The organism is Novosphingobium sp. HR1a (assembly GCF_015594425.1).
GTDB lineage: Bacteria > Pseudomonadota > Alphaproteobacteria > Sphingomonadales > Sphingomonadaceae > Novosphingobium > Novosphingobium resinovorum_A.
Genome location: NZ_JABXWS010000006.1, coordinates 20,634 through 35,588, shown reverse-complemented (window position 1 = coordinate 35,588; position 14,955 = coordinate 20,634). Strand labels below are relative to the sequence as shown.

12 protein-coding genes are annotated in these 14,955 nt (G+C 65.7%); 5 read left to right on the top strand and 7 right to left on the bottom strand.

Going from position 1 to position 14,955, the window contains the following annotated elements; genetic code table 11:
- Window positions 1–5: 5 nt before the first annotated feature.
- Complete coding sequence (locus HWN72_RS01580) at window positions 6–1,493, bottom strand: lipopolysaccharide biosynthesis protein (protein ID WP_211149615.1); 1,488 nt, start codon at window positions 1,491–1,493, stop codon at window positions 6–8.
- A gap of 87 nt (window positions 1,494–1,580) precedes the next feature.
- Here HWN72_RS01580 and HWN72_RS01575 point away from each other — a divergent pair, with 87 nt between their 5' ends.
- Entirely contained in the window at window positions 1,581–2,579 is a 999-nt protein-coding gene (locus tag HWN72_RS01575) for a polysaccharide pyruvyl transferase family protein (RefSeq protein WP_211149614.1), read from the top strand.
- Between the two features lie 8 nt (window positions 2,580–2,587).
- Here HWN72_RS01575 and HWN72_RS01570 read toward each other — a convergent pair whose 3' ends face one another.
- Together HWN72_RS01570 and HWN72_RS01565 are read right to left on the bottom strand one after the other, a co-directional pair.
- The gene (locus HWN72_RS01570) at window positions 2,588–3,727 is read right to left on the bottom strand and encodes an acyltransferase (protein WP_211149613.1); all 1,140 of its coding nucleotides are present in this window, start codon (window positions 3,725–3,727) and stop codon (window positions 2,588–2,590) included.
- 36 nt (window positions 3,728–3,763) lie between these two features.
- Window positions 3,764–4,978: a glycosyltransferase family 1 protein gene (locus HWN72_RS01565; protein WP_211149612.1), complete on the bottom strand. Its 1,215-nt coding sequence runs from the start codon at window positions 4,976–4,978 to the stop codon at window positions 3,764–3,766.
- A 34-nt stretch (window positions 4,979–5,012) separates the two neighbouring features.
- On the opposite strand from HWN72_RS01565, the gene HWN72_RS01560 reads away from it, so the two are divergent.
- On the top strand, window positions 5,013–6,113 hold the full coding sequence (locus HWN72_RS01560; RefSeq protein ID WP_211149611.1) for a glycosyltransferase family 1 protein: 1,101 nt from the start codon (window positions 5,013–5,015) through the stop codon (window positions 6,111–6,113).
- Window positions 6,110–7,036, top strand: coding sequence for a glycosyltransferase (locus tag HWN72_RS01555; RefSeq protein ID WP_211149610.1), 927 nt, complete (start codon window positions 6,110–6,112; stop codon window positions 7,034–7,036). The genes HWN72_RS01560 and HWN72_RS01555 overlap by 4 nt, the downstream gene beginning before the upstream one ends.
- Window positions 7,037–7,052: 16 nt before the next feature.
- Here HWN72_RS01555 and HWN72_RS01550 read toward each other — a convergent pair whose 3' ends face one another.
- The 4 genes from HWN72_RS01550 to HWN72_RS01535 all read right to left on the bottom strand — a co-directional run bounded on the left by HWN72_RS01550 (window position 7,053) and on the right by HWN72_RS01535 (window position 12,009).
- Complete coding sequence (locus tag HWN72_RS01550) at window positions 7,053–9,674, bottom strand: Ig domain-containing protein (RefSeq protein WP_211149609.1); 2,622 nt, start codon at window positions 9,672–9,674, stop codon at window positions 7,053–7,055.
- A gap of 2 nt (window positions 9,675–9,676) precedes the next feature.
- On the bottom strand, window positions 9,677–9,943 hold the full coding sequence (locus HWN72_RS01545; protein WP_069708919.1) for a hypothetical protein: 267 nt from the start codon (window positions 9,941–9,943) through the stop codon (window positions 9,677–9,679).
- Between the two features lie 111 nt (window positions 9,944–10,054).
- Complete coding sequence (locus HWN72_RS01540) at window positions 10,055–11,140, bottom strand: polysaccharide pyruvyl transferase family protein (RefSeq protein ID WP_069708918.1); 1,086 nt, start codon at window positions 11,138–11,140, stop codon at window positions 10,055–10,057.
- A 2-nt stretch (window positions 11,141–11,142) separates the two neighbouring features.
- On the bottom strand, window positions 11,143–12,009 hold the full coding sequence (locus tag HWN72_RS01535) for a glycosyltransferase family 2 protein (protein WP_211149608.1): 867 nt from the start codon (window positions 12,007–12,009) through the stop codon (window positions 11,143–11,145).
- Between the two features lie 227 nt (window positions 12,010–12,236).
- Between HWN72_RS01535 and HWN72_RS01530 the strand changes: the two genes are divergently transcribed.
- Window positions 12,237–13,511 (top strand): polysaccharide pyruvyl transferase family protein, encoded by a 1,275-nt coding sequence (locus tag HWN72_RS01530; RefSeq protein ID WP_211149607.1) that lies wholly within the window; start codon window positions 12,237–12,239, stop codon window positions 13,509–13,511.
- A complete protein-coding gene (locus HWN72_RS01525) occupies window positions 13,508–14,944 on the top strand; it encodes a glycosyltransferase family 4 protein (protein ID WP_211149606.1) in 1,437 nt (478 codons plus the stop codon). Before HWN72_RS01530 ends, HWN72_RS01525 begins: the two co-directional genes overlap by 4 nt.
- Window positions 14,945–14,955: the final 11 nt, after the last annotated feature.

The window sequence follows — 14,955 nt, the reverse complement described above, 5'->3', positions numbered from 1 at the left end:
ATCAATCAGGACGTTCGCCTCGCAGGCCTGAGGCCGCGCAGGAAGGTCGCCAGTTCCATCCGGCGTGAACGGCCCATCAGGGCCAGCAGCACGCCTACATAGACGAGCACTCCCTGAGTCACCAGAAACACCATGCGAGCAAGGGCCGGGAGACTCCTGGGTCCGCCATCGACCGGCATGGTATCGCCAGTACCCCACACGACGATCGCCATGACCACCGCCGCACCCAAGGGCGGGGCTATGCCAGCAAGCACCTCGATCGCGCGCACTCCGGTCGCCCGCTGCAGCAGCCCGAGTTGCAGCGCCAGCGTGACATAGGCCCGCAAGACATATGCCGCCGCGAACCAGACCAGCCCGTATGGGGCGGCAGCTAGGCAGAACAACACGGTCAGGACAAGCTGGATTCCCGCCAACCTGGCCATGACGCCCGCCTTGCCGAGGACCGTCAGTGCCGGATCGGCGAAGAAATTGAGCGCAAACGGCGGGGCCAGCAGGCACAGAACCCTCGCAACCGGCACGCTTTGCACCCATTGCGGACCGAACAGCAAGGGTATCAGCGCATCGGCCAGCACACCGATCCCGGCTATCGCGGGAAAGGCGATTGTCGCGGTCGCCGAGACCATTCGTACGTAGCCGCGCCGAAACACGGGCAAGTCATGCTGCAACTTCGCCAGCGTCGGCACGGCTACGCTGGCGAACGGGCTGATCACCCCTTGCGCGACGACCTCGATCGACTTCCATGCCGTACGGTAGACGCCTACGGCCGCCGGCCCGATACTGTGGCCCAGGATCATGTCCTGCGTGCGGTTGAGCGCCACCAGCAGCAATTGCGAGCCGGCGACGCCCGCTCCCAGTCGCCATTGCGCCCGCAGCGTCGTCCAGGAAAACTGCAGACCCGGCTTCCAGCGAAATGCGTGCCAGGCGACGAGGGTGCCTATCGTCTCGCTTGCAAAACGCTGCGCCACCAGCGCCCAGACTCCCCAACCCGCCTGTGCTGCCAGCAGGGCGAGCGTGCCCCCGATCACACCCGCGCCAAGCGAACGGATCGCCAGCGCGCGATGGCCGAAGGCGCGAAGCGTGCGGCTCATGTGCGAGGCCCCTGCTGCAGAAACCGGCACCACGCATCCAAGCGCCGCCACGACCGGCGCCGCCGAGGGACTGCCCATCGCCTCGGCCAACGGATGGCGCAGCACCACACAGGTGATCGCGACCAGCAGCGCCATGCCCAGGTTGCCCCAGAACACCGTGTCGGCGAGACGCGCGGTAATCTCCGGAGCACGGTAGAGACTGCTCACCAACCCGCCTTGCGCGATGATCTTGCCCACTTCCGCCACGGCAAGACCGACGATGAATACACCAAAGGTCGCCGGATCCAATCGATGCGCCAGCGCCGCGAAAATGACGAAAGCGAACACCTGATCGCCACCGAAGCGGACGATGCTCCACCCCACGGCGCCGGCAGCGCGGCGGCTCAACCTGCTTTCGCCGGCCATTTCCGGATTTCTTGCCATACCGGACTTGCATAGAATTGCCGCAGATGCGAGACAATACTGACTCTGCTTAATCGGGATTTGAATTACGTGAATACTCGATTAAATTCTTTTAATCCCCTGATCGTCGAAATCGAAAATCAACTTTCGGAGACAATATCACTTTATTCTTCTCCGGATTTTGCACTCCTTGACTTTCCGAACCATGCCAACGTCGGCGATTCCGCGATCTGGCTGGGAGAACTGCGACTGCTGGGAAAACTTGCCGGCGCAGCGCCCGGTTATGTCTGTGCATTCGACAATTTCGATGAGGAGGCGATGCGCGCCGCAGTTCCCGAAGGCACCGTGTTCCTGCATGGGGGCGGCAATTTCGGCGATATCTGGAACCATCACCAGACGTTTCGCGAGGATGTGATCGCCCGCCTTGGCGACCGCCGTATCGTGCAACTGCCGCAGTCGATTCACTACGGCGACCCGGAGCGGATCGCCCGTACCGCACGCGTAATAGCGGCGCATCCCGACTTCACCCTGCTGGTCCGCGACCTTCCCTCGCTCGACCTCGCCCGCCGCCATTTCGACTGCGCGGTCAAGCTCTGCCCGGATAGCGCCTTCGCCATGGGGGAGCGGGAGGGCGCGCCTGCTTCCATCGACGTGCTGGCCATGCTGCGCACGGACAAGGAACGATCGGAAACAATCGGCCTGCCTGCCGACATCACCGTCGAGGATTGGCTGATCGACGATACCGCCGCCGTGCGACGTGCCAAGGCCGCCGGGATCATGCGCGCGTGGACGTCGCTTTCGCCTGCCAGCGCACGCGCGTCGGCTTACGAGGCAGCGGCGCGGCACCGGGTCGAGCGCGGATTCCGGCAACTCGCCCGAGGACGGGCAATCGTCACCGATCGGCTCCACGTCCACATTCTGTCGCTGTTGCTGGGGCGCCCCCATGCGGTTCTGGACAACCATTACGGCAAGATCGCGCGCTTTCTGGAAGCCTTCACGCAAGGTTCCCCGCTGGTCCATCGCGCAGAGGGGATCACCGATGCAGTGGACTGGGCAAGGACGACCGGCGACCGGCGCGTGGCTGCCTGAGGCGGCGCCTACCCCGCCGGCCGGTAACGCGGCACCCGTTGTCCGATACGGCGCAGTGCCGCGTCGATCGCGGCATGAAGAGGTGGCTCGAACCATAAGGCGATGGCGACGGCAACGGCCGCCGTCCCTGCGAAAGCGAGGATGACCGCCGGAACCACGCCCAGCCTTGCCGCCGCAAGCAGGATTGTGCCGCCGACATGGATGTGGATGAGATAGAGCGGGTAAGTGGCGAGCCCGGCAAGGCGCAGCACGCCGCCGAACCGGCCGATCCGCGCCGCCACTTGCGCTCGCCAGAGGAACGAAGCCGCGATCAGCGCGGCCAGGCAAAGCCAGAGCGCATAGGCCCATGGCCATTGCGCCGACAAATCGGTGCGTGCTCCCATCTCCCATTCGGCGGCGGTGCGCACCTGCACCGAAGCGGCAACTATGCACGTCGCCGCAAGGCCGAGATGACGCCGCCCCAAATCTCCCTCACCCATACGGGCGCAGAGCATCCCGAGCGCGAAATAGACGCCGTGCTGCAGCAGGAGCAGTTCAGCCAGCCGCCCGCCGGGTTCGATCGCATCCGATGCGGCGACGAGCCAATAGGCGGCGCTGGCTATGCCCAGCACCCACACCAGCGCGTGCATCGCGCGCTCCGGCGCCCCCGAAGCGAGGACCACCCCGACAATGGCGTAGAAGGCCAGCTCTATCGGAATGGTCCAGAACTGGCCGACGATCCATGGCCCCCATGGGACGAATGCGATCGTCTTCAGGCTCAGCACCACCGCCTGGGCGGTTGCGGTGCCGAACACGAACACCGCAGTGGGCAGCGCTATGGCCACGGCGATCAGCACCGCCGGCAGCAACCGGGCAGCGCGGCGGCGGGCGAAGCGCCTCGCGCTCACGCCCCGAGCGGAATAGGCGATGACCGATCCGGAGACCACGAAGAAGACCTGCACGCCCACCCAGCCGCACCAGGTCAAGGCATATCCCGCTGGAAAGGCATCGGAACGGCCAAGTGCGCCATGCAGGCTGCTGCCGTCCAGCGCCCAGGCCTTGAAGCCGAGATGATAGAGCACGACCAGGCTCGCAGCGGCAAAGCGTACGAGGTCAAGCCCGTAGACGGGCTGCCTGCGACCGGCGTTTTGGGCACGCACTGCACTCATGACACGATCATCGCCGGGCTCCCTTGCAGGGACAAATTAACTCCTGGTCATGGCTGCCAGAAGTCCCCGAGCCTGATCGCGCCAGGAATAGCGCGCGGCACGCTCGAAACCGGCGTGGCGCAGGGCATCGGCCTGCTCGCGATTGTAAAGGACCCGCCGCACTGCGGCAAGGATGTCCGTGCTGTCGTGCGGATCGCAATAGAGCGCGGCAGAGCCGCATCGCTCGGTTATCGAGGGGATCGCCGAGGCGACCACCGGGCAGCCGAGACTCATCGCCTCAACCGGGGGTAGCGGCGACGCCTCGTAGAGCGATGGGAACAGCAGACAACCCGCGCGTCGATAGTATCCCGCAAGGGTTTCGAGATCGGGAACCTGCCCGATGAAATCGATCATGGATTCGACGTCGGAGGCGACGCGGGCGCGGATCGGCGCGAGGATTTCATTCCCGCCGCCCACCAGCACGGTGCGCACACCGTCTTCGCGTGCCAGATATTGCGCGACCTCGATCACGCGCTCGACGTTCTTCCTGCGCGATAACGATCCGACATAGAGAACCATGCGCTCCCGCTCGCCATGATCCACGCGCTCCACCCTGTCGCGAATCCAGGCGCCGTTCTGCAAGGCGACCACGCGAGCGCCGCGATGCAGGCGACGTAAACGCTCCGCCTCCGTATCGCAGACCGTGAACACCGTGTCCGCACCGCGCAGCATCACCGGCAACAGCGCCCCGTGCGCGGCGCGGTAGCGCAGCGAGTAGGCCTGGGGCAACGAAAGGTACGACACATCGTGGATCATCACCGAAAGGCGCTGCCTTCCGAGTGCCGAGGCGAGCGGAACGGTATTGCCGAGGCACAGCAGGCGCCGGCCAGCGGCCATGCGCGGCAGCACGAACTGCTCCCAGGCATGCCCGCTGGCGCCGCCGCGCCGTTCCACCGGAATATGACGCAAGCCCAGCCCGGAGATGTCCGCATTCGGTTCGCAGGCAAGCGCAAGATGCAGGGGCGTCTCTCCGGCACCGCGCAGCCGGTCCATTTCGGCGACCAGTTCGCGCGCGACCCGCTGCACCCCGGTCACCGGTTGCATGAGGAACCGCCCATTGATCAGTATCGCATCGCCGCGCTGCGACATCCACGCCCCCTTTCCCCTGCGTTCAATGACGTGCCCTGACATTGCAGGGAAGACGGGCCCGCGCCGCCGAGGATTAAAACTTGGCAAGGTCCGGTATCGCCCGTCGAGTTCGCTGCAGCGCAATATTATGTTGCGGCTCGATTCTCCGGGAATTTCGATGCTGCCTGTATATATCAATGGAAAGTTCTACTCGGGCGGCCTCAACGGCGTTCACCGCGTTGCCGACCGCCTTGTTCGAGAAATCGATGCGCGTCTGGGCGTTCCCGGCGCCCCGCAGGTTACCCTGCTCCTGCCCACTCGCGATGGCGGCGACTGGAAGCCGGTGCTGCGCAACATCGCAGTGCGGGAACTGGACGAGGTCGCCTCGCAATATTGGGAACAACGCAGGCTTCCCGCGCTCTCCTCCGACGGCGTGCTGGTCAACCTCGCGAACCTCGCGCCGCTGCGCCACCGCCGCAAGGTGACGCTCATCCATGACGCGCAGTTCCTGTTCCCTGACAGTTCCTATCCGCTGCGCCAGCGCGTGGGCTACCGGTTCCTGGCCCCGCGCATGGCCCGTTCGAGCGCAGCCGTGCTCACCGTCAGTGACTATTCCCGGCGCGTGCTTGATGTGATGGGTGTCTCTGTGGCGCGGCGCACGCACGTGCTCTACAACGGCGCCGACCATATCCTGGAGGACGATGCGGACTGCTCGGTGCTCGCCGCGCACGGCCTTGCGCTGCGCGGCTACGCACTGATGTTCGGCAGCCCGAAGGCGTACAAGAACAATGCCGTGGTTTTCGCAGCCTATGCGCGAAAAGCACCGGCGGGTGTGCCGCTTGTCGTCGTCGGTGCTTCGCGAGATGCCCTGGCCGCAGCCGGGTTGGCAGTCCCGGAGGACGCGATATTCGTCGGCCCTTGCGGCGATGCCACGCTGCGCGCGCTCTATGCCGGTGCGCGATGCCTGCTTTGCCCCTCCCGTACCGAAGGTTTCGGCCTGCCTCCGCTCGAAGCGATGCTCTGCGGCACGCCCGCCGTAGTGGCACCGGCGGGCGCAATGCCCGAAGTGTGCCGCGACGCCGTTCTCTATGCCGACGTCGATGATCCCGCATCCTGGGCACAGGCGATCGCCGCGCTCGATCCCGTGGGATCCTTGTTCGCACATAAAGTGGAAGCCGGTCTCGCACGGGCAAGGCAGTTCACCTGGGGGCGTGCCGGAGCCGAACTTCTCGACGCCATCCTCGCGCTCAGCGATCGCCCGTTGCGAGCCCCCGCATGAGAACTCTTCCGCCGCGCGTCTCCGTGATCCTGCCGTGCTACAACGGCGAGGCCTTCCTGCGCGAAGCCGTGCAGTCCATCCTCGACCAGAGTTTCGCGGACTTCGAACTCGTCATCGTCGATGACGGCAGCACCGACGCTTCGCCCGTGCTGCTGGCCCGCATGGCGCAGGGAGACGAGCGCATCCGTGTGGTGACGCAGCCCAACGGCGGTATCGTCGCCGCCCTCAACACCGCAATCGATCATTCGCGGGGAGAATACATCGCCCGCATGGACGCGGACGACGTGTCATTTTCCCGGCGCCTCGCTTTCCAGGTCGCCTGGCTGGACGACAACCCGCACACCGTCATCGTCGGCGGCCAGGCGGTCTCGGACCGCCATCCTACCGCAGCCAGCATCCGTACTTGCGGCGGGCGGCACACAGCCACCGACCTTTCCGTATTTCCGCCGCGCGTCGCGGTCTCGATGCACCCGCTGATCATGATCCGGGCGACGGCGCTCAAGGCCATGGGCGGCTATCGCAACGACTACCGCCATGCCGAGGACTATGACCTGTTCATCCGCGCCGCCGCCTTCGGCCGGATCGACAACCCGCCGGTCGATGTACTCTTCTATCGCCGCCACGACGGCGCGATTTCGGTTGGAAACGTCGAAGAACAGGAGCGCTCGGCCGTCCGAGCCGAACTCGATGCCCTGGTTCGCGCCGGATCCGCCCTGCCTCCGCAACTGGTTGTGAAGGCCTATGTCCGGCTGCGCGTATTTCGCCGCTACCGTGCGATCTCGCGCGAAAAAACGCGGGCAATGCGCCCCGCCATGCTGGCGAGCCTGTGCGGTGTCGTGCCCGCGGCGCTCGCATCGAGCCGTTTCCGGCGTCTGCCCTTGTTGATCGGGGCCGCCCTCGTGCGCTCGTTGCGCACGGCATGAGCGCGGCCCCAGACCCTCAACTCGCCTGCAGAGCGAGTGTCGCCGCGACCCAGTTCGACGTGGCGGAGATCGTGTAGGCCGCCGGATCCTCGGCACCCGCGCCCAGTTTCCAGGCGGTGGCGTTGGTCGATTGGCCGCTCGCGCTCGACACGCGCGACGTGATGCCCGAATACCCCGTCGGCCCCGAGGAGATGGTCGCGGTACCGTCCAGCGCGAGCGCGGCTATATAGAGACTTGCGCCGCTCCAGCTTGGCGTCAGCGCCGGCGGATCGGCCGCGACGGCATTGCCCCGCGCGTAAGTCGAAACTTCCGCCGCACCGCGTGCTCCGGTCACCCGCAACACACGGGTCACGGCCTGCTGCGCACCAGAAAGCCCCACATTGAGCACCTTGCCCCCCTCGGTCCCGTCCGCAGTCCTGGTGAATATCGCCAGCAGATGCTGGTTGGAATTCGCCGAGTAGGCGGCGCGCTGGGTCCATGCTCCGGCGGTGGCGTTGTCCCACCCGACCGTGACGGTGCCATCCACGCTCATCACGGCGACGAGAACGTCTCCGGCATTGACCGTGACCGGCATGGTGACCGTCACTGCGGTCGCATCGGCGGTATTCCAGCTTTCGGTCTGATCGGCCACCGCGATCGTCGCCGATGCGGCCACGGTCAGGTCAAATTCCGCCTGCGCCGCCGCGCCGAGGCTGTCCGTAGCGCGCAGGATCACGCCGGAAGTCGTGCCGGATACCGTCGGCGTTCCCGAGATCACGCCCGTCCCGGTATCGAGCGAGAGGCCCGCAGGCAGCGGAGCGGAGCCGGTTGCCAGCGCAAAGGTGAACGGTCCCGTGCCCTTGACCAGCCGTGGCAGGTAACCCGTGTACGTCAGGCCCTGCTGTGCAGGCTGGGCGACGTACTTGAGCGTGAACGGGATCGCGGCATAGGCTGCCAGCAGGTGCGCGGCGCGCGCGCCGGCATGCACCTCGTTGGGGTGAACCCCGTCCGACGAATTCGCGGTCATCGCCATGCCTCGCCCGGCATCGGTTTCCGCATCGGAAAGAACGAACCCGGCGTCGCTAGCCACAAGGTCGATCGCATCGAAGCAAGGCAATCCATCCTCGGCTATCGGGCTGGAGCGCAGCCAGGCATTCCAGGCATCGCGCGCACTTTCCTGCGCCGCGGTGAAGCTGGTGTCGGCATAGGCCTCCTGCCAAACTACCGTGGAGAACCCGTAAGCCCGCAAACGCGCCGCCATTCGCCGTGCCTGCACCTTCATCGCCTCCACCGCAGAGAGCGCGGTCGCACTGTCGGTCACGTACGACTTGATGTCGTTGTGGCCATAGTCTGCGAAGTAGACGTTCGGCACGCCCGGCGTGATGTAGCCGGCCGAGACGGTGTCGAAATCGTTGTAGTGCTGATCGAGCCTGTGCCCGGCAATCCCGATGTTGCGCAGCAACACCGACGCTGCCGAGCGGTGGTGCATGGCCGCAGTGATCGTGCGGTTGTTCGCGCCGCCGGTCCCGAAGACGATGCTGTCACCGCCGCCGAGGAACGACAGCGTAGCCGGTTCGCAGGTCCCGAATACCGTCTTGAGCGTCGCCTTGATCCCGGTCACTTCGACATCGGACGGGGCACTGCCGTAGACCACGAACGCGCGCCAGTCGGTCCGGCCGCCATATTCGATCGCCTCGCCGACTTCGCCGCCAGCGTTGAGGGTTGCGGGGGAAGCGGCAGGGTATGTGGCGGTCTGCTCGTCGCGGTGCACGACTTGTTTCGAGGCGTTCGAGACGAGGCCGATGACCGCCAAGTTGCTGACACTCAGTGCCTGCGCATTGGTGGCGGTCGCCGGAATCGACGCGCTCGCGACCATCGGCTGCATTGCAAGATTGCCCGCCGTGCGCGGACTGGTGAGGCCGTAGTCGGTCGTGCCCGCGCCGAAAGCCCAATACGCGCAGGTCGCGGCCTGCCCCGGCGTTCGTGCGACCATGAAGACCGCGCAGTCCGCGCGCGGAATGGCCAGTGTCGCCGGGATCAGCATAGGGCTGTCGGTGTCGTAGTTGGTCACGGTCGGTCCGCCCTCGCCCAGCCATAGCGACGGTTGCGCAGATGCGCTCGGCTGCGTGAGATGGCGGCCGTTTCCGGTCTGATCGTAGACTAGCGCGACACCGAGCGTGGAGGTGCCCATGAACGCAGCGGCCGCCGCGATATCAAGCGCTTGCCCGGCGAACCCGATGTCCTGCTCGGCACCGTCGGAGGCGCGGCGGACCCGTAGGGCCGGCCCGTCATACCCGGCGACAAGCTTGCCCAGGCCATAGGCTCCCGCGAGCGCGGCGCTTGCAGGCAGCCAGGTGCCCTGCTCCGGAGCCGCCGTCGCGCCGGTCAGCGTCACGGCATATTCCACCGCGCGCAACGACAGACCGGATCCCGCGCTCTCCCGGATCAGCGCGACCTGGCTTTCCCCCGCCGCAAGGGCCGAGGCGGCAGACACAAGTTTGCCGGAGATCGAAAGGTTCGCATGGCTACCCGGACGCAGGCTGAAGGTCGAGCCGGCGCCGAGCGAGCGCGCCAGGGCCAGCAGGTCGCCATTGCCGGATACGGTTCGGGCGCGGTTGGCGACGCCGCCGGAACGACCGCCGGAAACAAGGCGCACCATGCTCACGCCTCCCCGACGAGATCGGCGGCAGTGGTCCCGGTTGCCCGCACATAAAGCGCGCGTACGGCGACGAAGCTCGCATCGGGAAGATTGCGGTAAGTCACGTCGGTCGTGCCGTCGATGCCGCGCAACACGATGTCGCCTCCGGTTCCGACGTAGATACCTTTGGGCACCAGCGCCAGTTGCTCGGTATCACTCGGCACGATGGGATAAGGTGCGCGCGAAGGGGCGAAAGCGGCATCGGATTGAGTCTCGAAAGGATCGGACATGGCATGCTCCGGCTGGATGGCGAAGAGTTCGACGCGACTCGTATCGCATCGATGTTCGACTTATGTTCCATCGGATTCGGTGTAGGAAAGTTGTTTGTGCGCGACTCCGCGTCACAGGTTTCGCGCAGCGCTCAACGCCAGATTTTGTCGCATCCGGCGGCGCGACAGGCGATCGAACGACAAAGCTGCATCCAGGCATGCGCCTGCGGCCGTTCGTCCCTCTCGGGGCAGCACGGGCACGTCGAAGCGGTCGGCCACCACGCGAACTTTGGCAGTGCCGTCCTCCACCGCTAGCGCAGGAGCATCGGCGAGGATCGCGAAGATCAGCGCATGAAGGCGATTGGTCACCACCAGCGCGGCTTCGCGATAGAGCGTCACCAGTCTGGCAAGGTCGTAGCCGTCAAAGACCGTGATCTCCCGGTCCGGCCAGCGTGCGACCAGACGCGCGGCGACGGCCTTGTCCATGCAGGCGCGCGGGTCATGACAGGCAATGGCCAGCCCCGCTCCCGGCAGGCGGTCCAGAGCCCGGGCCACTACCGCGTCGAGCGCGTCGCCCTCGATCGAGCGCCCCTCGCTGGGATCGGCACAAGGCGCCACGATTATCCATCGCCGTGGCCCGCCTCCCGGTATGATCGCATGCGCTCCGCCGGTCGGCAGGAATACCATATCGGCATGAACGGCCCGCGCTTTGCCCGGAAACAGCCGTTCCAGATTTTTGCTCGAGCCCTCGTCTCGCAGATTCACCACGCCGCACTGCGCGAGAATCGCCTGCCACAAAGCCCGCCGCAACGGCGACCTGATCACGCTCACGCCAAGTCCGCGCGTGACGAGCGCTCCCCCGCCAAGCCTAGCGCTGACGATCGCAAGCAACAGCCCGACAAGCGCCGCGATCGAGACGTTGTCCCGAACGAGTTGCCCGCCTCCCAGCACGATCTGCGCTCCGAAAGCCCGGCGCGCGAAACCGAGCACCGCCCGTCCGGACACGAGTTCGCCGCCAGCAGTGATCACTTGACGCTCGATTTCTGCGGGAAGAGGCGCCCAGCGCCGCACGATCCCGCCGCGCCCCTCCGTCAAGGCGAGGTTCTGCAGCAACAGCTTCAGATCGCCCAGATTGTGGAGATCGCCGCAGACGAACACTTGTCGTCGCACGCGCCCGCGCGCGGGGCTACCGACCGCATCGAGGGGTGACGCCGGCATGCTCACATCTCGAGAATTCGGCGGGGGTCCACTCGTCCGCGCAGGCAATCGAGCAGCGCGATGATGTTCCCCAGCAGGCGTCCGCGCCGGTCGATCAGCGGCTCCGGCCACAGGCTGCGGCACGCGTTCGACACAAGGTTCTGCATCATCAGCCGGTAGCCGAAATCGCGCCGCATCGTGCCCTTGCGCTGCAGGTAGACCACATTGGCGACCTGCGAGTAACCCAGACGCTTTCCGGATGTCCGCCCGCCGCTGACGCCGAGATGAACACCCGTGACGGCTCCCGTCGAAACCTGGCGCCCCTTGCGCCCCAGTCGGCTGGTGAAGTCGATGTCTTCCTGCCAGCCGTACAGAGGCAGATTCTCGTCGAAACGCATGCCCCTGGCGGCGCTCATGCGGATCGACATGTTGCACCCGTAGAGTTCATGCCTGTGGCGCATCGCGGCCGGTGCGGCGGCAGGACTGGCAAGGATCGCCTTCGCCTCTGCGACGCTGAAACCGCCGCGCCGCACCCCGTCCGCGCGCAGTTCGCCGGTAATGCCGACAAGATTCGGATGAGCAACGAAAAGCGCCTCGACACTGGCGAGATAATCGGGCGCAGGAACGAAATCGTCATCGAAAAAGACGATGATGTCCGCCACGTTCTCCAGCGCATCCAGCGCGCGGTTGCGCTGACGGCAGAGCCCTTTTTCCGAGAACAGCACTTGCGTCCGGCCACGTGCGGAATCGATGCCGGCCACGTCTTCGGGATCGACTGCGGCGACAAGCACGCCGTCAGCGCGGCGTGTCTGATCCACAAGAAGGTCCACCGTCTGCCGCACCACCTGCGCGCGGCCGACGGTCGCGATCACGACATGGATACTGGGCAAGCGACTGTTCCTCGTGTTTCGACATCATCAAGATCAAATGGGCGTAGAAAAATGGTCGACGAATACATCCATCGCCAACCGAATACTTTCATTCGCCATAAAGGTACGGCCATGACGGCGATCATCATCGTTAAAATACATTCACCATCTGCGAAGAGCCGATCAGTTCTGTTACGCCATGCTCCGAAGACATGACCTGCCGGTCTGCGCCATGGAGTTGCTTACGAATGAACGCCTCGTCCAACGCCATACGCCCGGCCATGACGCCGGACGGAAGTGCGCAAGACGAAGCGCGTTTGCTTTCACGGATTGTCCTGCTCAATGTGAAGTACAGCCCCAACCTGGGCGACGGCTTGCTCAGCGAATGCCTGGAACGGGAACTGGCGCGCGCACTGCCGGATTGCGAGGTCACTTCCATCGATCTGGCGGGGCGCACCGGTTATCCGTCAGGCTACGGCCGAACACGCGGGACCGCACTTGCCCTGCTCGAGCGACTGCCCGGCAGGCTGCGCCGCTGCGCCGCGTGGACGATGCTGCGCCTTGTCATCGCGGTACGCCTGCGGCGGCATTACAGCGCCGGGCTCGAGGGCGCCGAAGCGGTGATCGTGGGCGGAGGAAATCTGCTCACCGATGCCGATCTCAATTTCCCGATGAAAATCTCCGGCGCGCTGGCTCAGGCTGCCCGCCGTGACCTGCCTGTCGTGATCTATGCCGTCGGCGTCTCCTCGCGGTGGTCGCGATGGGGTTCGCGGATTTTCGCACAGGCTCTGGAGCGGTCACGGCTGGCCTGGGCCTCGGTACGCGACGAAGGATCGCAGAGAGCCTGGCAGCGCCATTTCGCGGGATACGCAGTCCCACCGGCGCAGCTGACCGTCGATCCCGGCGTGCTCGCCAGCAGCCATTACCCGCAGAGCCTGCGCCGTCCCGGCACGCGCAAGATCGGCGTATGCATCACCGATCCGCTGGCAGTACGCTATCACAGCGATGCGGCCTGCGCGGCGAACCTCGAAGCGTGGTATCCTGCGGCGCTGCGATCGCTGGTGGAGCACGGCTTCGAAGTCGTCCTGTTCACCAACGGCAGTCCGGAAGACAGGGAATACCTGCACCACCGGCTTCATGCCTGGGTTCGCCAGGCCAAAGGCCCGGTCATGCTCGGGCGATCGTTCAACACGCCCGGCGATCTGGCCGCGCTGGTGTCAGGGTGCGACGCCATCGTCGGCCACAGAATGCACGCATGCATCGCCGCCTATTCCTTCGGCATTCCGGCGATCGGGCTGCGCTGGGACGAAAAGCTCGACAGTTTCTTCCGACTGGCCGGTCGCGCCGAGCATATGCTGGATCCGTCCGCCATCGCGGCCGAGGAAATGGGCACCCGGACCGCCGCCGCTATCGCCGACCACTTCGATCCCGCCCCCCTTGCCGCCCGCGCCCGCTCGGAAGTCGAAGCCCTCGCAGCCACCCTTCGAACGGCCGCGCTGGCGCGCCCGAGGCGCGTCCGATGATCGATCGCATCGTCCAGATCAACGATCTCAGCGACCCAAAGGGCGGAGCAAGCAAACTCGCGGTCGAAGCGGCTTGCGGACTTGCGGCGCGCGGCCACCCGGTAACTTTCATCACAGGCGATGAAGGACACAGCCCTGCATTGACCGCCGCGGGAGTGGACATCGTCGCGCTGGGGCAACAGCGGCTCAAGGCAAGCGGGCGCTTCAGCGCATTGGCGAACGGCCTGTGGAACCGGGCCGCCCATGCCATGGTCAGCGCATGGATCGCCGCCCACGATACCCCGCAAACCGTGTACCATCTCCATGGCTGGGCACAAATCCTGTCGCCCGCAGTGTTCGGCGCTCTCACCCCCGTGCGCGACAGACTGGTGATTTCCGCTCACGATTTCTTCCTCGCCTGTCCGAACGGCGCGTTTGCATGGCTCAAGTCAGGCAATGTGTGCCCGCATACGCCGCTGTCCCAGGCGTGCCTCATCACACCTTGCGATCGTGACGGCGCGGCGCACAAAGCGTGGCGCAGCGTGCGTCAGGCAATCCACCGCAAGGCTTTTCACCCTCGATCCTCTCCGCCGGTCCTCGCCATTCACGAAAGCATGCGCGAATTTCTTTCCCGAGGCGGAATTCCGGACCACGCCATCGTCACTCTGCCCAATCCGGCCGTCCCTTTCTCGCAAAGCCGCATCCCGGCCGAGCGCAACCGGGAGGTCCTTTTCGTAGGCCGCCTGGAAGACTCCAAAGGCGTGGACCTTGCCGCAAGAGCGGCCGCGATGGCCGGAGCACCGTTGAGCGTGGTGGGAGAAGGCCCATTCGCCGATCGCGTCACGGACCTGTACCCGGCGTCGCGCATGCTGGGCCGGCGTTCTCCGCCGGAAATCCGGGAGATCGCAGCCCGGGCGAGAATGCTTGTCATGCCAAGTCGCTATCCGGAGCCATTCGGCCTGGTCGCGATCGAAGCGGCGTGGAGCGGGCTGCCGGTAATCCTTGCAGAAACCGCGCTACTGGCGCCGGACATCATCGGCTGCGGTGCCGGGCTCGCGATTGACCCGCGCGACACGCCGCGCTTCGCAGCCGCAATCCTGCAACTTTCCGAAGACGACACCGCAATTCGCGCCATGAGCGAGGCCGCCTATGCCGCAACGCGGCCTCTTGCCTTGACCCCGCAAACCTGGATCGACCGGATCGAGGGTATCCTGCACCAGAGGATCGCCCCATCGCCCATCGAGGATCAGGTAATCACCGCCACTATCCCCGCCCATAGCGCAAGACTGAGCGCCCCCGCCAGCAGCCACCATTTCCAGACGATGGGCCTGCCGCCGGCGGGCACAGGACGCGACCGGGCATTCGATGAAGCGGACGGCGGCCTTGCGACAGCGTGTTCGTCCCTCGGGTCGTCACCCGCCATGATCAGCAGTTCTTGCCATGCAACGTCGTAATACCAGCCCTA

What these genes read in the sequence shown, in the direction of transcription:
- HWN72_RS01580 (WP_211149615.1), bottom strand. Translation starts at nt 1,493, where the DNA reads ATGGCCGGCGAAAGCAGGTTGAGCCGCCGCGCTGCCGGCGCCGTGGGG.
- HWN72_RS01570 (WP_211149613.1), bottom strand. Translation starts at nt 3,727, where the DNA reads ATGAGTGCAGTGCGTGCCCAAAACGCCGGTCGCAGGCAGCCCGTCTAC.
- HWN72_RS01560 (WP_211149611.1), top strand. Translation starts at nt 5,013, where the DNA reads ATGCTGCCTGTATATATCAATGGAAAGTTCTACTCGGGCGGCCTCAAC.
- HWN72_RS01555 (WP_211149610.1), top strand. Translation starts at nt 6,110, where the DNA reads ATGAGAACTCTTCCGCCGCGCGTCTCCGTGATCCTGCCGTGCTACAAC.
- HWN72_RS01550 (WP_211149609.1), bottom strand. Translation starts at nt 9,674, where the DNA reads ATGGTGCGCCTTGTTTCCGGCGGTCGTTCCGGCGGCGTCGCCAACCGC.
- HWN72_RS01545 (WP_069708919.1), bottom strand. Translation starts at nt 9,943, where the DNA reads ATGTCCGATCCTTTCGAGACTCAATCCGATGCCGCTTTCGCCCCTTCG.
- HWN72_RS01540 (WP_069708918.1), bottom strand. Translation starts at nt 11,140, where the DNA reads ATGCCGGCGTCACCCCTCGATGCGGTCGGTAGCCCCGCGCGCGGGCGC.
- HWN72_RS01530 (WP_211149607.1), top strand. Translation starts at nt 12,237, where the DNA reads ATGAACGCCTCGTCCAACGCCATACGCCCGGCCATGACGCCGGACGGA.
- HWN72_RS01525 (WP_211149606.1), top strand. Translation starts at nt 13,508, where the DNA reads ATGATCGATCGCATCGTCCAGATCAACGATCTCAGCGACCCAAAGGGC.